This is a genomic window from Pseudarthrobacter niigatensis, assembly GCF_030812615.1.
In the GTDB taxonomy this organism is placed as follows: Bacteria; Actinomycetota; Actinomycetes; order Actinomycetales; family Micrococcaceae; genus Arthrobacter; species Arthrobacter niigatensis.
Window position 1 is genome coordinate 62675 of record NZ_JAUSTB010000010.1, and the last position, 19544, is coordinate 82218.

The 19544-nt window shown below is 67.1% G+C and carries 17 protein-coding genes; 9 read left to right on the top strand and 8 right to left on the bottom strand.

Annotated elements, in window-relative coordinates:
- Positions 1–32 precede the first annotated feature (32 nt).
- From purU to J2T23_RS14650, 5 genes are all read right to left on the bottom strand, one after another.
- Entirely contained in the window at positions 33–905 is an 873-nt protein-coding gene (gene purU, locus J2T23_RS14630) for a formyltetrahydrofolate deformylase (protein ID WP_307361082.1), read from the bottom strand.
- Between the two features lie 11 nt (positions 906–916).
- On the bottom strand, positions 917–1810 hold the full coding sequence (locus J2T23_RS14635) for a methylenetetrahydrofolate reductase (RefSeq protein ID WP_307361085.1): 894 nt from the start codon (positions 1808–1810) through the stop codon (positions 917–919).
- Between the two features lie 123 nt (positions 1811–1933).
- Entirely contained in the window at positions 1934–3424 is a 1491-nt protein-coding gene (locus J2T23_RS14640) for an aldehyde dehydrogenase family protein (RefSeq protein WP_141158881.1), read from the bottom strand.
- A 46-nt stretch (positions 3425–3470) separates the two neighbouring features.
- The gene (locus J2T23_RS14645) at positions 3471–4436 is read right to left on the bottom strand and encodes a VOC family protein (RefSeq protein ID WP_307361088.1); all 966 of its coding nucleotides are present in this window, start codon (positions 4434–4436) and stop codon (positions 3471–3473) included.
- 37 nt (positions 4437–4473) lie between these two features.
- A complete protein-coding gene (locus tag J2T23_RS14650; protein ID WP_307361090.1) occupies positions 4474–5565 on the bottom strand; it encodes a 4-oxalomesaconate tautomerase in 1092 nt (363 codons plus the stop codon).
- A 206-nt stretch (positions 5566–5771) separates the two neighbouring features.
- Between J2T23_RS14650 and J2T23_RS14655 the strand changes: the two genes are divergently transcribed.
- From J2T23_RS14655 to J2T23_RS14665, 3 genes are read left to right on the top strand one after another with little or no spacing between them, the layout of a single operon-like run.
- The gene (locus J2T23_RS14655) at positions 5772–7121 is read left to right on the top strand and encodes an aminomethyl transferase family protein (RefSeq protein ID WP_307361092.1); all 1350 of its coding nucleotides are present in this window, start codon (positions 5772–5774) and stop codon (positions 7119–7121) included.
- 18 nt (positions 7122–7139) lie between these two features.
- Positions 7140–8552 (top strand): vanillate/3-O-methylgallate O-demethylase, encoded by a 1413-nt coding sequence (gene ligM / locus J2T23_RS14660; protein WP_307361093.1) that lies wholly within the window; start codon positions 7140–7142, stop codon positions 8550–8552.
- Positions 8553–8556: 4 nt separating this feature from the next.
- Entirely contained in the window at positions 8557–9366 is an 810-nt protein-coding gene (locus J2T23_RS14665; RefSeq protein WP_307361094.1) for an NAD(P)-binding domain-containing protein, read from the top strand.
- 29 nt (positions 9367–9395) lie between these two features.
- Here the strand turns inward: J2T23_RS14665 and J2T23_RS14670 are convergent, their stop codons facing one another.
- Positions 9396–9632, bottom strand: a complete 237-nt coding sequence (locus J2T23_RS14670) for a hypothetical protein (protein WP_141158887.1) — start codon at positions 9630–9632, stop codon at positions 9396–9398.
- A gap of 123 nt (positions 9633–9755) precedes the next feature.
- The gene (locus J2T23_RS14675; protein WP_141158888.1) at positions 9756–10982 is read right to left on the bottom strand and encodes a pyridoxal phosphate-dependent aminotransferase; all 1227 of its coding nucleotides are present in this window, start codon (positions 10980–10982) and stop codon (positions 9756–9758) included.
- A gap of 153 nt (positions 10983–11135) precedes the next feature.
- Between J2T23_RS14675 and J2T23_RS14680 the strand changes: the two genes are divergently transcribed.
- Both J2T23_RS14680 and J2T23_RS14685 read left to right on the top strand, forming a co-directional pair.
- Positions 11136–12059, top strand: a complete 924-nt coding sequence (locus J2T23_RS14680) for an AEC family transporter (RefSeq protein ID WP_307361096.1) — start codon at positions 11136–11138, stop codon at positions 12057–12059.
- A gap of 52 nt (positions 12060–12111) precedes the next feature.
- A complete protein-coding gene (locus tag J2T23_RS14685) occupies positions 12112–13197 on the top strand; it encodes an ATP-dependent DNA ligase (RefSeq protein ID WP_141158890.1) in 1086 nt (361 codons plus the stop codon).
- 100 nt (positions 13198–13297) lie between these two features.
- Here the strand turns inward: J2T23_RS14685 and J2T23_RS14690 are convergent, their stop codons facing one another.
- A complete protein-coding gene (locus tag J2T23_RS14690; protein WP_141158891.1) occupies positions 13298–14617 on the bottom strand; it encodes an MFS transporter in 1320 nt (439 codons plus the stop codon).
- A 230-nt stretch (positions 14618–14847) separates the two neighbouring features.
- Between J2T23_RS14690 and J2T23_RS14695 the strand changes: the two genes are divergently transcribed.
- From J2T23_RS14695 to pcaH, 4 genes are all read left to right on the top strand, one after another.
- On the top strand, positions 14848–15705 hold the full coding sequence (locus J2T23_RS14695) for an IclR family transcriptional regulator (protein WP_307361099.1): 858 nt from the start codon (positions 14848–14850) through the stop codon (positions 15703–15705).
- A 154-nt stretch (positions 15706–15859) separates the two neighbouring features.
- Positions 15860–16741: a shikimate dehydrogenase gene (locus J2T23_RS14700; protein ID WP_307361101.1), complete on the top strand. Its 882-nt coding sequence runs from the start codon at positions 15860–15862 to the stop codon at positions 16739–16741.
- On the top strand, positions 16741–18612 hold the full coding sequence (locus J2T23_RS14705; RefSeq protein ID WP_307361104.1) for a bifunctional sugar phosphate isomerase/epimerase/4-hydroxyphenylpyruvate dioxygenase family protein: 1872 nt from the start codon (positions 16741–16743) through the stop codon (positions 18610–18612). The genes J2T23_RS14700 and J2T23_RS14705 overlap by 1 nt, the downstream gene beginning before the upstream one ends.
- 58 nt (positions 18613–18670) lie before the next feature.
- On the top strand, positions 18671–19543 hold the full coding sequence (pcaH, locus tag J2T23_RS14710) for a protocatechuate 3,4-dioxygenase subunit beta (protein ID WP_141158895.1): 873 nt from the start codon (positions 18671–18673) through the stop codon (positions 19541–19543).
- Position 19544: the final 1 nt, after the last annotated feature.

The following is a 19544-nucleotide window of genomic DNA, read 5'->3' on the forward strand; positions in this document are numbered from 1 at the left end:
CCTCTTGTTCTGTATCGGATTGTTGGTGGGTCTCAGAAGACGATGGTCTGGTTGCCGTGCCGGATGACCCGGTCTTCGGCATGCCACTGGACGGCGCGGGAGAGCACCGCGCGTTCCACGTAGGCGCCCCGCGCCTGCAGGTCCTGCGCCGAGTGGGCGTGCGTCACGCGGGCCACATCCTGTTCGATGATGGGCCCCTCGTCCAGGTCCTTGGTCACGTAGTGCGAGGTGGCGCCAATCAGCTTGACGCCCCGGTCCTTCGCCTTGCGGTAGGGGGCGGCGCCCACGAACGCGGGCAGGAAGGAATGGTGGATGTTGATCAGCGGTACGGCAACCGCGTCCAGGAATCCGGGGGACAGGATCTGCATGTACCGGGCCAGCACCACGAAGTCCACGTTCCCTTCCAGGAGCTTCAGGATCTGGGCTTCGGCCGCGCCTTTGTCCGGACCGGCGGAAGGGACGTGGAAGAACGGGACACCAAAGGACCGCACGTCCTCCGCCGTGTTGGTGTGGTTTGAGATCACCATGGGGATGGTCACCGGCAGTTCGCCCCTCCGGTGCCGCCACAGGAGTTCGAGCAGGCAGTGGTCTGAGGTGGAGACCAGGATGGCCATGCGCTTGGGGATGGAGCGGTCGGTCAGCGTCCAGGTCAGCCCCAGGGGCGCGAGCGTCCGGGCGAGGTCGGCCTCGATCCCGGGCATGGCGGCGGACAGGTCCGGCCGGTTGAAGACCACCCGCTGGAAGAAATCACCCGACGAAGGATCACTGGAGTATTGGTCCAGGGACACGATGTTTCCCCTGTTGCGGGTCACCAGGGCGGCTACGGCAGCCACGATGCCCGGCTGGTCCGGCCCGTGGACGATCAGGCAGGACTGGTCCTTGCGGGATTCGGTGTGCAGGACCATGGCTTGCCGCCCTAGCCCTCTTCGGTGAAGTGCCGGACCCAGTTGGCCGTGGCCAGCAGGCCGCCAAAAGTGTAGAAGTGAAGCCCTACCTGCGCCGGAAGGTGGTGGTCCTGCCGCGGTGCATGGTCGGCCAGTACGGCGGCCAGATCGTTGACGAACCGGTCCGGGCCGGCGTCGCCCATCAGGTTGGTCAGCGAGAAGCCGTATTTCTTCACGATCATGGCGTTGGCTCCCACGCCGAAGCGCCGAGCGAAACCGAGGAGCCGCTTGACTCCGGCCGGGCCTGGCGTGCCTACGCGGATGGGAGCCTGGATGCCCCTGGCCCGGACCTCGTCGATCCACGCGGCAACCGGCGCCGTGTCGAAGGCGAACTGCGTGATGATGGAGGCCTTAAGCCCCTGCGCGGCGAGGGCTGCGGACTTGTCCTCCAGGGCACGCCAGAGATCTTCCTTGCGGATGTCCGGATGGCCTTCCGGATACCCGCCGATTCCCACCTCCCGGACCCCGTACTGCTGCAGGAGCCCGGTGTTGACCAGTGCCAGGGAGTCCCTGTACGGGCCCTCCGGTTCTGCGGGGTCGCCGCCCACCACGAAAAGATGCTCGGCGGCGCCCACCTCCTGGAGCCGCCCAAGGAACTCCTCAAGGTCGCCCTTCGACTTCAGCCGGCGCGCCGAAACGTGCGGCACCGGGATGAACCCCAGGTCCCGGGCCGCCTTGGCCGCGGCCACCCGCATCTCCAGGTCCTCGTTGCCGAGGAAGGTGACATTGATGCGGGTGCCCGGCGGAATGCCGTCCTTTGCCTCGATGAGGGCAGGAATGTCCTTGCCGGTCATCTCCAGCGAGAAGTTCTTGATGAGTTCCAGGGATGCTGCCCGGTTGGGGGCGGGCATGGTTCGAGTCGCCATCAGGTCATCCTTTCGGCGGGTGCAGCGGTGCACCCGCCTCCAAGATTACCTATGAGCATAGGTAATGTCGATAGCTATTCCGGGATTGCTGATCCCTGCTTGCCTGCCGGCCGTCCGCAGGCCCTACCCTTCGGCTGCGCCCGGTTCGAGATGGGCGATGGCGCGGGTGTCCTGGAAGGCCCGGACCCCTTCGATGCCCTGTTCCCGGCCCATGCCGGACTGCTTCATGCCGCCGAAAGGGGCGCGCAGGTCCAGGCGGGTTGCCCCGTGGTCGTTCACCCAGACGTAGCCGCAGACCAGCCTGCCGCCCACGCGGTCGGCCGCTGCCGGGTCGGCGGTCCACACCGAACCGCACAGGCCCGCCCAGGTGGCGTTCGCCGCCTCCACCGCCTCGTCCTCCGTGTCGAACGGGATCAGGGGGATCACGGGCCCGAACTGTTCCTGGGTGACAACCCGCAGCGAGGGGTCCGGATCGATGACCAGTGCCGGGCGCAGGAAGTTCCCGCCGTGCAGTTCAGGGTCCGAGGGAAGGGTGCCGAACTCCCTGACATCGGCGCCCGCTTCCTTGGCCTCCTCGATGAGTTCGGCCACGAAGGCTTTCTGCACGGGGGAGTGCAGCGGACCCATCGTGGTCCCGTCGTCGAGCCCGTAGCCGATGACCGCCTTTCCAAGCCGCTGCGAGAGCCCGTCCACCACCTCGTCCAGGCGCGAACGGTGCACGTAGACCCGCTTTGCGTTCATGCAGATCTGGCCGGTCGTGTCGAAGATGGCGGCATAGAGCCGGTCCAGGTGGGTGTCGTCAAGGACCGCGTCCTGGAGGATGACGGCGGCGTCGTTCCCGCCGAGTTCAAGCGTCACGCGGGTGAGGGACTTCGCAGCCATTTCCATGATGCGCTTGCCGCCGCCCACGCTTCCCGTGAAGCAGACCTTGGCAATGTCCGGGCTGGTGATGAGTTCGGCCATGTCCGCGTCCTTGCCGGTCACCACGTTCAGCACCCCTGGCGGAAGCTTTTCGGCAATCCGCTGGACCACGCGCGTGGTTGCCAGCGGCGCGGTGGGCGGCGGCTTAACGATTGCCGTGTTCCCTGCCAGCAGTGCGTGCGGCAGCGAGGCCGCGAGGATGGCAATGGGCCAGTTGAAGGGCACGATGACCGTCACCACGCCCAGGGGCTGGAAGGTGACAGACGTGGAGACGGGAATGCCGGGCGCGGGCGGCAGCGTCTTGGCGGTGTCGACGTCGGGAGCCAGTTCCAGCGCGAGGTTCCACCTGATCTCGAACACCAGCGAGTCCACCCAGGCTTCCATGCGGATCTTGCCGTTTTCCTGCGAAAGGATGGCGGCATCCTCATCGCGGAAGTCCGCAATGCCTTCCAGCGCCTGCCGCATCCGGTCCGCTCGCTCCTGAGCCCCCAGGGCAGCCCATCCGGGGTAGGCCGCCTTTGCCGCGGCGATGGCATCCTGGACGTCGGACGGCCCGGCGGCCGCGGCGTGGCCCACCACTGTGCCGGGCTTGCCGGGATCGGCAATCTCCATGGTGGCGGCGGCCTGGCGCTCGGTGCCTCCGATGAAGAGGCCGGTGGTCACCGGGGCGGACGTGTCCACTGTGTTGGTCATGATGATGCACCTCTCTGTGCGGTACTGCCGGGATCCTTTAATATTCTCACTGGCTGACGTTCGGCGTTCCGTGCGTATGGAACGTCTCGATGGTTTTCATGCCCCAGGCCTGCCCTTTGCGGCGCTCCTCCTGGCTCCACTCGACCACGGGCGAGTCCGGGTCAAGCAGCAGGCGGGCGCCGGCGTTGGCCAGTTCGATCCGGTTGCCGCCGGGCTCCCAGACATACAGGAAGAACGTCTGGTTGATGGCGTGCTTGTGCGGACCGGACTCGATGTGGATGCCGTTTTCAAGGAAGATGTCCGCGGCCTTCAGGATGTCCTCGCGGGTATCGGGGGCGAACGCCACGTGGTGGAGCCGGTTGCCGTGCTTGAGCCAGTCGTCGGAATACACGATGTCGTAGGACTTGTTGTTGAAGTGGAACCACCAGGCGGCGTATCCACCATCGTCGAGCCGGATGCGCTCACTCTCCCGCCCGCACAGCGCCTGGGCCACGAACTCCCCGTTGGCCACCACGTCCTTGGCCAGGAAATTGATGTGGTCCAGCCGCCGGGCGTTGACTCCCCGGCCGGGGAAGGCCGAGGCCTGGTTCTTCAGGGCGGGTTTGTCGTCCGTGGCCACGTACCGTTCGGTTTCGTAATAGATGCCCAAGAGGTGCCCGTCGGGGTCCCGGAAGGAATAGGTGGGCCCGGTTCCCACTTCACCGTCTTCCCAGCCGATGCCCAGGCCGGTGGCTTCGATGGCGGCGACCCGGCGCTCCAGTGCCTCCTGGCTGGTGGCCCGGAAGGTGGTTCGCCCGACACCGGCATCGGCCGAGGCGGTGAGTTTGACGGTGTAGAGCTGGTATTCGTCCCAGGTGCGAAGGTAGGCGGACTTCGTGCCGGCGCTGCTGGTCTCCGCCACGACGCGCATGGCGAGCAGGTCGCGGAAGAACCACAGGCTTTCCTCGAAGACGGGGGTCAGCAGTTCCACGTTTCCCAGGTGGGCGACGTCGAACGAGGTATACCCGGTCATGAAGCTGTCCTCTCTAAAGGGGGTCGTTGTGCAGGCGTCAGGGGCGCGGGAAGACGCGTCCATCGAAAATCTTCCGTGCCGTCCTGAGGGCGGTTGAGCGGGTCACGGTGTAGCCGTCCGGGGTGGCCTCGATGGACACCTCGACGTCGAAGTGCCCGCTGGGGTGTTCCACCCGGAAGGGTTCTCCCGGTGAAGGAAGGACGCCCAGGTCGTGGCCCACCGATCCTTCGGCCAGTACTCCGGCCGCCACGGTGAGTGCTCCCAGCACGCCGATGGAGGTGTGGACCCGGACGGGAAGGAAGCTGCGGGTGGCGATGGCACCCCCCTCCCGCGGCGGCGCCAGCAGCACCAGCTTGGGCACGGTGGCAGCGCTGACATCGCCCATGCCCATCAGGTCCGCCGCCGCGAGGCGGAGCCCGGCCAGCCGTTGTGCCAGGCCTGCGTTGGCCTCAAGGTCTGCGGGGGCCTCGTCCCCGGCGACGCCCAGGTCGGCGGCGCGCATCAGGACGGTCGGCATTCCGTTGTCAACGCACGTGAGGTCCACCCCGTCCGCGCGGTCCATGACGTGGCCTGTGGGAAACAGGGCACCGGTCGAAGATCCCGCGGTGCCTTCGAAATTGAGCCGGATGGCTGCCGCCGTACCTGGAACCCCGTCGATGGCCACCGCCCCGCCTGCCGCCGGGCCGCCGTCGTAATCCACCACCCCGCCGGGGGTGGCAAACCGCGCCGTGGCCATGCTGCCCGTGTTCAGCATCCGGATGCGCACCTCGGTCTGGCCGTCCGCCGGCTGCACCAGGCCCCGCTCGACGGCGAAGGGCCCGACGGCCGCAAGGATGTTCCCGCAGTTCTGCCGGCTGCTGACCAGTGCGGTGTCCACGGCGACCTGGAGGAACAGGTAGTCCACGTCCGCGCCGGCGTCCGGAGACGGCGAGATGACGGCAACCTTGCTGGTCAAGGGGTGCGCCCCGCCCAGTCCGTCCACCTGGCGGGGATCAGGCGAGCCCATGATCCGCAACAGCAGGTCGTCGCGTTCTGCGGGGTCGGCAGGCAGGTCCGAGGCCAAAAACAACGCACCCTTGGAGGTCCCGCCCCGCATCAGGAGGCAGGGGATCCCCTCTGTACCCGGCATGTGCACCCTCGCGTTCCACGGCGGGCATGGTGCCTGGACGGCCCATGGTCAGTCCTTTTCGGCGGACAGTGCCAGAAAACCACGCTCTGGAACTTTGGTCAAGACATCCGATACAATTTTGTTAGCAATCGTGTTGGTACTGGACGTCCCGGGCTGCCCCCCGCCGTGGACCGAACGATGGAGTTCGCAGTGACAGGCATTTCACAGTGACAGGGACTTTGCAGGAAGCGCTGGACCGGGCCGCTTCACCGGTCCAGCTTCTACGTGATTCCCCGGCCAGCCCCCACGTTTTTCCCGTGCGGGCGGAGTTCAGCAACTGGCGCTCCGAGCGGAATTCCTGGCGTACGGCCTGCGCCCTCCTGGACCAGTCCCACCACATGACCGATCTCTTCCTCTCCGGGCCGGACGCGGAGGGGCTGCTGCGCGGGCTCGCGGTGAACTCTTTCGCGAACTTCCCCGTGGACCGTGCCAAGCAGTTCATCGCGGTGAACCATTCAGGGCAGCTCATTGGCGACGCCATTTTGGCACATCTTGACGAACAGTCCTTCAACCTGGTGGGCCACCCGATGGCCATCGACTGGGTGCAGTACCACGCCGAAACCGGAGGCCACGACGTTGAAGTTTCCCGGGACGGAAACTCGATCGTCCGCGCCGGAGACCCCAGCCTGTTCCGCTACGAGCTCCAGGGGCCCACCGCCATGGCCATCGTCGAAAAACTCACCGGCGCCCCGGTGCCGCAACTCGGGTTCTTCCACATGGGGCACCTCCCCATCGCCGGACTGCAGGTCCGGGCCATCCGGCACGGCATGGCCGGACAGCCCGGCTTTGAGCTGTTCGGCCCCTGGGCAGAGGGCGGACGCGTCAGGGACGCGCTGCTTCAGGCCGGCGGGGAGTTCGGCCTGACCCAGGTGGGGGCAAAAGGCTATTCGACGGCGAACCTTGAGTCCGGCTGGGTGCCCTCGCCCGTGCCGGCGGTCTTCACGGACGAACGGTTGCGCGGCTACCGCGAATGGCTTCCGGCTTCAGCGGCCGGTTCCCTGGGCGGGAGTTTCGATTCAGCGGACATCGAGGACTACTTCCTGACCCCGTACGAGCTCGGGTACGGCCGCTCCATCGCGTTCGACCACGACTTCGTGGGGCGGGAGGCGCTGGAAGCGCTCTCCCGCACCTCCTCCCGCCGCAAGGTGACACTCGTCTGGAACCCCGACGACGTCCAGGACGTGATGGGTTCCATCCTGCGTCCCGGCCTCCCCGCCAAATACATCGAACTGCCCAAGGCCCGCTATGCCCTCTTCCAGGTGGACCGGGTGCTCCAGGACGGCGTCACGGTGGGCCAGTCCTTTGACTGCGGCTACATCGCCAACGAGCACTCTTTTGTTTCCCTGGCGGCGGTGGAGGGACTGGAAGACGGCGCCGAGGTCACCGTGCTCTGGGGCGAAGAGCCCAACTCCGCCAAACTGCAGGTGGAACCCCACCGGCAGGTCCCCATCCGAGCCACCGTCGCCCCCGCTCCCTTCGTGCAATACGCACGCGAGAGCTACCGCGCCACCCACTGAACCGAAGGAGAACAGCCCATGGCCCCGAAATCCCTGCAGGACGTGCTCGATGCGGCGGGCAATACCGTCGAACTGCTGCGCAATTCCCAACTCGGCACCTACATCTACCCCGTGGTCCCGGCAGAATTCACCAACTGGCGGCGCGAGCAGCGCGCGTGGCGCGAAACCGCGGTGCTCTACGACCAGTCCCACCACATGGTCAACTTCTTCGTAAAGGGCCCCGATGCCCTGAAGCTCTTCTCGGACACCGGCATCAACAGCTTCGCCAACTTCCCGGTCAACACCGCCAAACAGTTCGTCCCCGCGGCCTCCAACGGCGGGGTGATCGGCGACGGCATCCTGTTCCACCTGGAAGAGCAGGAGTTTGTCTACGTGGGCCGCGCGCCGGCTGCCAACTGGCTCCAGTTCCACGCCGAAACCGGCGGCTACGACGTCGAATGCACCTACGACGACAGGTCGCCGTCGCGCCCGTACGGACAGCCGGTCAGCCGTAAGTACTACCGCTTCCAGATCCAGGGCCCCAGCGCCTGGCAGATCATCGAGAAACTCAACGGCGGAACCCTGGAGCAGGTGAGGTTCTTCCACATGGGCCACCTGGGCATCGCCGGGGAACAGGTGCGGACTCTGCGCCACGGCATGGCGGGAGCGCCGGGGCTTGAAATCTGGGGACCCTACGAACAGCACGGAAAAATCCGTGATGCCGTGCTCGAGGCCGGGGCTGAGTTCGGGCTGGAACCGTGCGGGTCGCGGGCCTACTCCTCGAACACACTGGAATCGGGCTGGATCCCCTCGCCGCTGCCGGCAATCTACAGCAGCGACGCCGAGCGCGCCTACCGCCAATGGCTGCCGGCAACCAGCTATGAAGCGGTCAACGCGCTCGCCGGCTCGTTTGTCTCCGGCAACATCGAGGACTACTACCTCACCCCCTGGGAACTGGGCTACGGCTCCTTCGTGAAATTCGACCACGACTTCATTGGCCGCGACGCCCTCCAGGGGGTCGACCCTGCTGCCCAGCGGAAAAAAGTCACCCTCGCCTGGAACGACGAGGACCTGGCCGCCATCTGGGCGTCGTTCCTGGACCGCGACAAGCCCGGCTACCAGTTCTTCGACGTCCCCAACGCCAACTACGGGTCCTCCAACTACGACTCCGTCATCGACGCCGACGGGACGGGGGTGGGCCTGTCGCTCTTCACCGGCGTGACGGCCAACGAACGCCGCGGCCTCTCGCTGGCCACGGTAGACCCCAACGTGGAGATCGGTACCGAGGTGCGGGTTGTCTGGGGCGAACCCGACGGAGGGTCCCGGAAGACCACCGTGGAACCGCATGAACAAATCAGTGTCCGGGCCGTCGTCAGCCCCGCCCCCTACGCGGTGACAGCCCGCACTGAATACCACGGCGGCTGGCGGACCGCTGCCGCCGGTGCCCGATAGGCCGGTGGGAACGGCCGGCCCCGCTGTCGCCGTCCTGGGCCTGGGAGAAGCCGGGAGCATCTACGCCGAGGACCTGGCCGGCCGTGGATTGCGGGTGACGGGGACGGATCCGGTGGTCCAGGCAGTTCCGCCGGGGGTGCTGCAGGCCCCTGGAATCAGCGAAGCGGTGGCCGGCGCCGGACTGGTGATCAGCCTGGTGGGTGCCGGCGCGGCGGAAGCCGTCCTTGCGGAGGCGCTGGCCGCCATGGACCCGGAAGCCGTCTTCGCGGACCTGAACACCGCGGCACCGGGCCAAAAGCGGCAGTTGGCGGAACGGGCCGCCAGGAGCGGAGTCCTTTTCGCCGACGTCGCCATCCTGGCGCCCGTTCCCCGCGGGCGGATCAATTCGCCCCTGCTGATTAGCGGCACGGGGGCTGATGCCCTGCTGTCACTCTTCACCGGATGGGGTATCCCGGCGGCCGGCGCAGGCGGCGAAGCCGGTGCTGCCGCCGGCCGGAAGCTGCTCCGCAGCGTGTTCATGAAGGGATTGGCCGCATCCGTCCTGGAGGCGGTCACGGCCGCCGAGGCGGCAGGGGCAAAAGACTGGATCATCAGCCAGATCGCAGCGGAACTTGGCCCGTCAGGCGACGCGCTGGTGGCGCGGATGCTTGAGGGGACGCGGCTGCATGCCGTCCGGAGGGAGGCGGAGATGGTTGGGGTGCGGGAGTTCCTGGAGTCGCTCGGGACCGCCCATCCGGTAACGGACGCCAGCATCGAGTGGCTGCATTCGCTCGCGCTCCGGCAGCAGGAACAGGTTGCGGACAGTCCTTCCTGACTACGCCCGCAGCCGTCTTCCCGGACCGGCTAGGCCACCCGCCAAACGCTGCACTCGTCCGTATTGATAGCCTTCCGCACCCCGCTGATGCGGTCCAGGATCCAGACCACGCCGATGCCGGGAGCTGTCTCCTGCACGCTGCCGCGGCGGATCACCACGTCGTCGTAGGAGGGCCCCACCGAAAGGCGGGCTTCGATTTCGTCGCCGCGGTGGAGCTGGTCCAGGGCGCGGACTCGTGTTACATGCGTGGTCGCCTTCTTCAACATCGCGGGGCCTCCTGGCTGGAGCTGGTGCGGGCTCTTGCCTGCAATACCAAGTGTGGGCCGCGAATGTTGCGTGCCGGTTTCCCAGCGGTTAGGGCGCGGTTAGTTCTTCGCGCCGCCCCGGTTTCAGGCTGCCGCCCCGCCGCGGTAGGCCGCCAGGAACGTGGAAATCCTCCGGACGGCTTCCTCGATGTCCAACACCGAGGGGAGGATGACGAAGCGGAAGTGGTCCGGCGCCGGCCAGTTGAAGGCCGACCCGTGGGAGACCAGGATCTTTTGGTCCCGGAGCAGGTCCAGGACAAACTTCTCGTCGCTCTCGATCGGGTACAGGTCCGGGTCCAGGCGCGGGAACAGGTACATGGCGCCCGACGCCGGGACGCACGTCACGCCGGGAATGGCAGTGAGGAGCTTGTGGGCCAGGTCCCGCTGTTCGCGCAGCCGGCCGCCGGGCTTCACCAGCGCGTCGATGCTCTGGTACCCGCCCAGGCAGGTCTGGATGGCGTGCTGCGCGGGAACGTTGGCGCACAGGCGCAGCGACGCCAGCAGTTCCAGGGCTTCACGGTAGGCGGCGGTGGCGGCCAGTGGACCGGTGATGGCCACCCAGCCGGCACGGTAGCCGGGCATCCTGTAGGCCTTGGACAGGCCACTGAAGGTCAGGCAGCAGACGTCCTCGGCCACGGCCGCGGTGTGGATGTGCGTGGCATCGCCGTAGAGCACTTTCTCGTAGATCTCGTCGGAGAACAGGACCAGGTTGTGCTTCCGGGCCAGGCCGGCGAACTGTTCCAGGATGTGCCGGGGGTAGACGGCGCCGGTGGGGTTGTTCGGATTGATGATCACAATGCCCTTGGTGCGGCTGGTGATCTTTGCTTCCACGTCGGCCAGGTCCGGCCACCAGTTCTCGGCCTCGTCGCAGATGTAGTGCACGGCCTTGCCGCCGGTCAGGGTCACGGCGGCGGTCCACAGGGGGTAGTCCGGCGCGGGGACCAGGATTTCGTCGCCGTTCTCCATGAACGCCTGGAGGCACATGGAGATCAATTCGCTGACGCCGTTGCCGATGACGATGTCCTCGACCCCGATGTTCATGAGGCCCCGGGTCTGGTAGTACTGCGAAATGGCCGTCCGCGCCGTGAAGATGCCCTTCGAATCGCTGTACCCCTGGGCGCCGCGCAGGTGGTGGATCATGTCCACCACCACGGACTCCGGCGCTTCCAGCCCGAAAGGCGCAGTGTCACCGAGGTTCATCTTGAGGATCCGGTGCCCCTCGGCCTCCATGTTCTTCGCCGCCTCGTGGATGGGGCCGCGAAGTTCATAGCGGACATTCCGGAGTTTGCTGGAGTGTTGCATGGCGCGCATGGTTGATCTTTTCACACAGCGCGGGCGGCAGGCGGCGGGGACGGCCAGTCCGTGGACGCCTGCTGGCACAGCGCTCCCTATTCGATAAGTTGTGAACTTGTAGTACTGCCTTCCTGCGGTGGTGCACGGCGGAACGGGAAGGAAGTACCCCACGTGGGCGGTGTGCTGGTCGGACTGGCGGTGATCGGCGTCGTCATTGCCGTCGGATACCTTGCTGCGCGCTGTGGCCTGGGCGATGAACCCACCATCAACGCACTGACCCGCACCGCCTTCTTCATCACCAACCCGGTCCTGCTGTTCACCGTGGTGCTCAAGTCAGACCTGTCCGTGGTCTTTTCCGCCTATGTTCCGCTGGCCATGATCACGGCGGCGGCAACTGCGTTCCTCTACGTGGCCGCCAGCCGGATCTGGTTCCGGCGGCCGCTGGCCGAGACTGCGGTGGGTGCCATGGCCGGCTCCTACGTCAACGCCAACAACATCGGCATCCCCATCACGCTCTACGCCCTGGGGGACGCCACCCCGGTGGCCCCGGTCCTGCTGGTCCAGCTCCTCCTGTCCGCCCCCCTGGTCCTGACCCTGCTGGACCTCTCGGAAGCCGGCCGGTTCTCGCCGCGGCTGATGCTCACGCAGCCCTTCCGCAACCCCATGATCATCGCCTCGCTCCTCGGCGTGGTCCTGGCAGCGTTCCACGTGGAGTTGCCTGCCCCGGTGATGGCGCCGCTGACCCTGCTGGGCGGTGCGGCTGTCCCGGTGGTGCTGCTGGCCTTCGGCATGTCGCTGCGCGGCACCAGGATGCTCCGGAGCGGCGGGCACACGGCCGAGATCCTCACTGCCACGGCGCTGAAGTCCGCTGTGATGCCTGCCGTGGCATTCGTCGTCGGACGCTTCCTGTTCAACCTGGACCACCACATGCTCCTGGGTGTGGTGCTCATGGCCGCGCTGCCCTCGGCCCAGAACGTGTTCCTGTTCGCCAGCAAGTACGGTCGCGGGGTGGCGGTGGCGCGGGAGACCATCCTGCTCTCCACGGCCGCCGCTGCACCGGTGCTGGTGCTGGTCGTGTGGCTGCTGGCGGCCTGAAGCGGGCGCGCCGCCCTACCGCCCGGGCCGCCGGCCGGGCAAGAATGGGCACATGGAACTTCCCGTGATGCCGCCCGTCCCGCCCATGCTCGCCAAGGCCGTCAGCGGCATCGATGGCATCCCCGGCAGCGGAGGCCTCAGTTACGAACCCAAGTGGGACGGCTTCCGGTCCATCATTTTCCGCGACGGGGATGACCTGGAGATCGGCAGCCGCAACGAGAAACCCATGACCCGCTACTTTCCGGAACTGGTGGCTGCGCTCAAGGAAAACCTGCCCCCGCGCTGCGTGGTGGACGGCGAGATCATCCTGGTGGGGGCGTCCGGGGACCGGCTGGATTTCGACACGCTGCAGCAGCGCATCCACCCTGCCGCCAGCCGCGTGAAGCTGCTGGCGGAACAGACCCCCGCAAGCTTTGTGGCCTTCGACCTCCTGGCCCTGGGTGGGGACGACTACACCGGCCGGCCCTTTGCGGAGCGGCGGGCCGCCCTGGAGAAGGCGCTCGCCGGCAGCAAGGCGCCCGTCCACCTCACCGCAGCCACCACGGACAAGGACACCGCCGGGCAGTGGTTCGAGCAGTTCGAGGGTGCCGGGCTGGACGGCATCGTGGCCAAGCGGCTGGACGGCCGGTACGAGCCGGACAAGAGGGTGATGTTCAAGGTCAAGCACGAGCGCACCGCGGACTGCGTGGTGGCCGGCTACCGCCTGCACAAGAGCGGGCCGGACGCCATCGGCTCGCTGCTGCTGGGCTTGTACAAGGACGACGGCGGCCTGGCCAGCGTGGGTGTGATCGGCGCCTTCCCGATGAAGCGGCGGCAGGAGTTGTTCCAGGAGCTGCAGCCGCTGGTGACGGACTTCGACAACCACCCCTGGGCCTGGGCCAGGCAGGAGGAAGGCGAACGGACCCCGCGGAACGCGGAGGGCAGCCGCTGGAGCGCCGGGAAGGACCTGTCCTTCGTGCCCCTGAAGCCCGAACTGGTGGTGGAGGTCCGCTACGACCACATGGAAGGCGAGAGGTTCCGGCACACGGCCCAGTTCAACCGCTGGCGGCCGGACCGGGACCCGGAATCCTGCACCTACGCGCAGCTGGAGGAGCCGGTGAACTTCGACCTCGCCTCGGTGCTGGCGACGGGCCGATAGCCCCAGGCCGGCCCAGTTTTAATGGGGGAGAGCCCGCCATTTGGGGGAATGGCGGGCTCTCCGGCCTGGAAACCGGGCCAGTCTGTAAGCGGCGGACGGCCTACTTCAGGCCGAGCAGCCTGGTGGGCGTCCGGAAGGACTCCCGGGCCGTAAGGGCGGACACTGCTGCAACGGCGCAGATGATGGCGGTGAAGATGCTGATCTGCACCCAGCCGCCGGGCTTGATGCCACCCATGGCCGCAACGATTGCCGGGGCGAACCCTGCCATCAGGAAGCCGAGCTGCGTGCCGATGGCCAGGCCGGAGAAGCGGACCTTGGTGCTGAACATCTCGGCGTAGAAGGAGGGCCAGACGGCGTTGGCTGCCGCGTAGCCTCCGGAGAAGTAGCCAATGGCGGCCAGGAACATCAGGGGGATGCTGCCGGACTCCAGGCTGAGCAGGAACACCGGGGTGAGGATTGCACTGGCCACGGCGCCGTAGATGAAGACGGGCTTGCGGCCGATCTTGTCCGCCAGCATCCCGAAGAGCGGCTGCGTGCCCAGGGCCACCAGGTTTGCACCCACGACGAGCCACAGGGTGGTGGTGCCGTCCACGCCGGCCACGGTCTTGGCGTAGCTGATGGCCAGGGTGCCGAACACGGTGGAGACGGCGGCGATGAACGCGCAGCAGATGACGCGGAGGACGTCGCGCCAGTGGCCCTTGAGCAGGTCGGCGACGGGCAACTTGGCGATCTGGGCGGTCTTGCGGGCTTCTTCGAAGGCGGGCGGTTCGTGCAGGGTGCGGCGGATCAGGAACGCCACCACCACCACCACGGCGCTGAGCCAGAACGGGATGCGCCAGCCGATGCCGAACTTGATCTCATCCGGCAGGGCCAGGACGGGGATGAACACCAGGGCTGCGAGGATCTGGCCGCCCTGGGTGCCGGTGAGGGTCCAGGAGGTGAAGAAGGAACGGCGGTTGTCCGGAGCGTGCTCGAGGGTCATGGAGGAGGCGCCGGCTTGCTCGCCTGCGGCCGAGAGGCCCTGGCAGAGGCGGGCGAGCACCAGCAGGACGGGAGCCCACCAGCCGACGGTCTTGAAGTCCGGCAGGCAGCCGATCACGAAGGTGGAGGCGCCCATCAGCAACAGCGTGAACATCAGCACCTTGCGGCGGCCCACGCGGTCGCCGAAGTGGCCCAGGATGATGGCGCCCACCGGCCGGGCCACGTAGGCGAAGCCGAACGTCGCAAAGGACATGATGGCCGCATTGGTGTCGGCGTCGGGGAAGAAGACCTTGGGGAAGATCAGTGCGGCTGCGGAGCCGAAGATGAAGAAGTCGTAATACTCGACGGCGCTGCCGAGGAAGCTGGCGAGGGCTGCCTTCTTGGGCGTCCCGCCGGAGGTGAGGGCACCCGCCCCGGCGGACGGAAGTGTCTGGCTCATGGTGTTCCTTTGGTGTGACGACATTGTCGCGGATGGATCTGGGGGTCGCAGCCGCCGTTGCCTTGGTGCGGGCGGCGATGCGGCTGGAGTCCGGTGGAAAGACCCGGCAAGGGTAGCCACATGGTGGGAGCTACTTGTGCGATACAGAAACTATGACTGTGAGGATGGTCACCTGTCAAGAAAATAGTCACCATCTAGAAATAGCTCTCACATTGTGGCAATATCGAAGCATGAGTGTGAACCAAGCCACAATGAACGACGACGTTCAGCCGGACCCTGCCGCGCTGGCGGAAGAGCCCGACGGTGGGAAGAAGGTGGGGCCAAAGAAAGCGGCGGACCGGACGGACATGGTGGGCAAAGCCCTGGGACTGCTGGTGCTGCTGGGGGAGGAGCCCCGTGGCGCAAGTGCCGCCGACATATCCCGCCGGGCGGAACTGCCGTTCAGCACTACCTACCGCCTGCTCGGATCACTGGCGCGCGACGGATTCGTGGACTACGAGCCGGATGGCCGCCGCTACCACCTCGGCCTCCGGATCTTCCAGCTGGGCCAGCGTGTTTCCAACCACCACGGTTTCGCCGGTACGGCCATGCCGGTACTGCGCAGGGTGACTGCCGAAACCGGCGAAGCGACCATCCTCAGCGTCCGGGACGGCCTCCACCACCTCACTGTCAGCAAAGTGGACGGCCCGCAGATCTTCCGGGTGACCAGCGACCCCGGCCATCTGGGATCTTTGTCCACCACCGCCGTCGGGAAGGCCCTGGTGGCATTCGCCGAGGACGGGGAGCGCGAAAAGCTCCTCGCGGAGTTGCCGCTTGAGCCGCTGACCGGGAAGTCCATCACGGACCGGGAGGCGTTCAGGGCCGAGATTGCCCAGGTCCGCCGGCAGGGCTACGCCGTCATGGATGAAGAGAATGAGGCCGGCATGCGGGCGGTTGCCGTCCCGCTGCTCAACAGCCAAGGCCACGCCTTCGCGTCACTGGCCACGGCTGTTCCCGTCTTCCGGCTGGACCTTGAGGACTTGATCGCCCATGTTCCCCTGCTGCAGGAGGCCGCCGCCGAGCTTGCGGCCCGGCTGCCGCAGCGATAGCGGGCCCAGCGCCCCAACAACTTTTCGCCCCCCTTTGTTCGTATGAAGAACATAAGTGCGATAAGTGAACATCTGTTGTACTGTAATCCCTATCACCCCGCAGCGCGGCCCGAGGTCCGCGCCTGCCCGGTGCCGTACCAAAGGAGCTGCACGCATGAGCATTCGAACTGAGTCCTACCTGGTGGGACTGGTTGGTGACGGCGTCACGCCATCGCTCACGCCACCCATGCACGAACGGGAAGGTGACGTGCAGGGCCTGCGCTACCTGTACCGGCCCATCGACCTGCTCGAACTGGGGTTGACCGGGGAAGCGGTGGGAGCCATCCTGCAGAGCGCCCGCACCCTGGGTTTCAACGGACTGAACATCACCCACCCCTGCAAGCAGCTGGTACTCCAGCACCTGGACGAGGTCAGCCCGGACGCCCGCCGGCTCGGCGCCGTGAACACCGTGGTCATCCGGGACGGCCGCTTCATCGGCCACAACACGGACTTTTCCGGCTTCGCCGCCGCCCTGGCATCCGGCCTGCCCGGCGCGCGGCTGGACCGCGTGGTGCAGCTCGGCGCAGGAGGTGCCGGCTCCGCCGTCGCCTACGCCCTGCTCAGCGCAGGCGTCAAGACCCTGGAGCTGGTGGACATGGATCCCCAGCGCGCCGCAGCGCGCGCCGCCGAACTGGCAGGTTTCTTCCCGGACAGCACCGTGGCGGCACGCACGACGACGGAGCTGCCGCAGCTGATGCCGCTGGCCGACGGCCTGGTGCACTGCACACCCGTTGGCATGGCAGCCCACCCCGGCGTCCCGCTGGACCTGGACCTGCTCGAGCCCCGGCACTGGGTGGCCGACATTGTCTACCGCCCCATCGACACGGAACTGGTCCGCGGCGCCCGCGCCAAGGGCTGCGAGGTCCTGGACGGCGGCCGCATGGCGGTGGGCCAGGCCGCCGACGCGTTCCGGATCTTCACCGGGCTGGACGCTGACCCGGAGCGCATGCGCTCGCACTTCCTGGACCTTGTAGCCGCCGAGGAGGTGGCCGCCTGATGCGCACCGGAATCGCCACCGTCTGCCTCTCCGGCACCCTGAAGGAAAAGATGCAGGCCTGCGCCATCGCGGGCTTCGACGGCATCGAGATCTTCGAACAGGACCTTGTCACTTCGCCGCTCAGCCCGGAAGACGTCCGGAAAATGGCAACGGACCTGGGGCTCGGCCTGGACCTGTACCAGCCCTTCCGCGACTTCGACGGCGTCACCCCGGACCTGCTCAAAGCCAACCTCCGGCGCGCCGAGGCCAAGTTCAAACTCATGGCACGCCTGGGCATGGACACCATCCTGGTGTGCTCGAACGTTGCCACCGCCACCATCGACGACGATGCCGTCCGCGCCGAACAACTGGCACAGCTCGCCAACCTGGCCGGGGACCACGGCGTCAAGGTGGCCTACGAGGCCCTGGCGTGGGGCAAGTACGTCAACGACTACGAGCACGCCCACCGCCTGGTGGAGATGGTGGACCACCCCAACCTGGGCACCTGCCTGGATTCCTTCCACATCCTCTCCCGCGACTGGGACACCGCCCCGATCGAGGACATCAACGCGGACAAGATCTTCTTTGTCCAGGTGGCCGACGCCCCCAAGCTCTCCATGGACGTGCTGTCCTGGAGCCGCCACTACCGGGTGTTCCCGGGCGAAGGGCAGTTCGAGCTGGCCAAGTTCATGGGCCACGTGGTCCGCGCGGGCTACACCGGGCCGGTGTCCCTGGAGGTCTTCAACGACGTTTTCCGGCAGTCGGATGTGGAGCGCACGGCCGTCGATGCGATGCGCTCGCTCATCTGGCTGGAGGAGCAAAGCGCCAAATGGCTCGCCGGCAATGAAGCCACGCCCGGCAACCCAGCCGCGCTCCGCCGTCGTTATCCCATGGAACTGGCCACGTTGCCCAAGGTGAACGAACCCGCCGGCTTCAACTTCGCCGAGGTCAAGGCGGACGACACCGCGCAGCTGGAGAAGCTCCTGGGCCAGCTCGGTTTCCAGTTCGAAGGCCGCCACCGGACCAAAGATGTGCAGCTGTGGACCATGGGCCAGGCACGCGTGATCATCAACGAACAGGCAGCGCAGCACGCGGAGCCCGCCATCGCCGCGCTGGGATTCGACGTCGATTCACCCGTGATTGCCTCCGCCCGCGCCCAGCAGCTCAAGGCCCCTGTGGTGGCCCGCAAGGTCCAGGCGGACGAGGAAGTGTTCCAGGGCATTGCCGCCCCGGACTCCACCGAAATCTTCCTCTGCCAAGGCAGCCCGGACGGCACCGCGGCCTGGACCCACGAATTCGGCGAAGGGCTGGAACACCCGTCGGCCGGGACCACGGCGGTCATTGACCACGTCAACCTGGCCCAGCCCTGGCAGCACTTCGATGAAGCTGTCCTCTTCTACACCAGCGCCCTGGCCCTGGAGCCGCAGCCCTTCGCGGAGGTTCCCAGCCCCAGCGGCCTGGTGCGCTCGCAGGTAATGCAGACTTCCGACGGCGCGGTGCGGCTGGTCCTGAACCTCGCCCCGATCCAGCAGGCCAGGAACGAGGCCCGCAAGACCTACCAGGAACACATCGCCTTCGCCGTGGAGGACCTGGTGGCCACCGCCCGGGCCGCCCGGGAGCGCGGCCTGGAATTCCTGCAGATCCCGGCCAACTACTACGAGGACCTGGACGCCCGGTTCGACCTGGAACCCGGATTCCTGGCCACCCTGCAGGAGCTCAACCTGCTCTTCGACCGGGATGCCGACGGCGAGTTCCTGCACTTCTACACCGCCACCGTGGGCAGCGTGTTCTTCGAAATGGTGGAACGCCGCGGCGGCTATGACGGTTATGGCGCCCCGAACGCCCCGGTCCGGCACGCGGTCCAATACGACTCGCTGCACCGCACCACCTAAACCCGCACCACCAAGTACCCAGCCGCAACAAACCCAACAGATCAGAAAGGAGCCAGCGGTGAAGGAAGACATCAACGCCGAGCTGGAGTCGGAAGAGCTCGTGCCCCCGGCCGAACCGAAGGCTGCCCACCAGCCCCTGGACAAGGCCATCGAGTCGCAGGCGGACCTCAGCGCAGAGATCAACGCCATCGGCGAAGCCTACCGCCGCGCGCTCAAGGACGGCGGCCAGCCGGAGATCCAGCCCCGGCTGGACTATCCGCCGTACCGCAGCAGCATCCTGCGCCACCCCACCAAGAGCCTGCAGCACGCGGACCCGGAAACCATCGAGCTCTACTCGCCGGCCTTCGGGCACCAGGACGTGCACGCCCTGGAATCGGACCTGACCATCCAGCACAACGGCGAACCCCTGGGCGAGCGCATCATCGTCTCCGGCAAGGTCCTGGACGGCGACGGCCGCCCGGTGGCAGGACAGCTGGTGGAGATCTGGCAGGCCAACTCCTCCGGCCGCTACATCCACAAGCGTGACCAGCACCCCGCGCCCATCGACCCCAACTTCACCGGCATTGGCCGCTGCATCACCGGCCCGGACGGCTCGTACCGGTTCACCACCATCAAGCCCGGCGCTTACCCGTGGAAGAACCACCTGAACGCGTGGCGGCCGGCGCACATCCACTTCTCGCTGTTCGGCACCGAGTTCACCCAGCGCATCATCACCCAGATGTACTTCCCCGGCGACCAGCTCTTCCCGCTGGACCCGATCTACCAGACCATCGTGGACCAGGACGCCCGCGACCGGCTGGTGGCCACCTATGACCACAGCATCACCGAGCCCGAATGGGCGCTGGGCTACAACTGGGACATCGTCCTGACCGGTCCCAAGCGGACCTGGACCGAAAACGAGGCGCTCGGCGCCGCAGGCGACGAGGAGTAGG

Excerpts from the sequence above, each read along its gene's own strand:
- J2T23_RS14670 (WP_141158887.1), bottom strand. The coding sequence starts at position 9,632 with ATGTTGAAGAAGGCGACCACGCATGTAACACGAGTCCGCGCCCTGGAC.
- J2T23_RS14675 (WP_141158888.1), bottom strand. The coding sequence starts at position 10,982 with ATGCGCGCCATGCAACACTCCAGCAAACTCCGGAATGTCCGCTATGAA.
- J2T23_RS14650 (WP_307361090.1), bottom strand. The coding sequence starts at position 5,565 with ATGCCGGGTACAGAGGGGATCCCCTGCCTCCTGATGCGGGGCGGGACC.
- J2T23_RS14690 (WP_141158891.1), bottom strand. The coding sequence starts at position 14,617 with ATGAGCCAGACACTTCCGTCCGCCGGGGCGGGTGCCCTCACCTCCGGC.
- J2T23_RS14645 (WP_307361088.1), bottom strand. The coding sequence starts at position 4,436 with ATGACCGGGTATACCTCGTTCGACGTCGCCCACCTGGGAAACGTGGAA.
- ligM (WP_307361093.1), top strand. The coding sequence starts at position 7,140 with ATGGCCCCGAAATCCCTGCAGGACGTGCTCGATGCGGCGGGCAATACC.
- purU (WP_307361082.1), bottom strand. The coding sequence starts at position 905 with ATGGTCCTGCACACCGAATCCCGCAAGGACCAGTCCTGCCTGATCGTC.
- J2T23_RS14705 (WP_307361104.1), top strand. The coding sequence starts at position 16,741 with ATGCGCACCGGAATCGCCACCGTCTGCCTCTCCGGCACCCTGAAGGAA.
- J2T23_RS14695 (WP_307361099.1), top strand. The coding sequence starts at position 14,848 with ATGAGTGTGAACCAAGCCACAATGAACGACGACGTTCAGCCGGACCCT.
- J2T23_RS14640 (WP_141158881.1), bottom strand. The coding sequence starts at position 3,424 with ATGACCAACACAGTGGACACGTCCGCCCCGGTGACCACCGGCCTCTTC.
- J2T23_RS14685 (WP_141158890.1), top strand. The coding sequence starts at position 12,112 with ATGGAACTTCCCGTGATGCCGCCCGTCCCGCCCATGCTCGCCAAGGCC.
- J2T23_RS14700 (WP_307361101.1), top strand. The coding sequence starts at position 15,860 with ATGAGCATTCGAACTGAGTCCTACCTGGTGGGACTGGTTGGTGACGGC.
- J2T23_RS14635 (WP_307361085.1), bottom strand. The coding sequence starts at position 1,810 with ATGGCGACTCGAACCATGCCCGCCCCCAACCGGGCAGCATCCCTGGAA.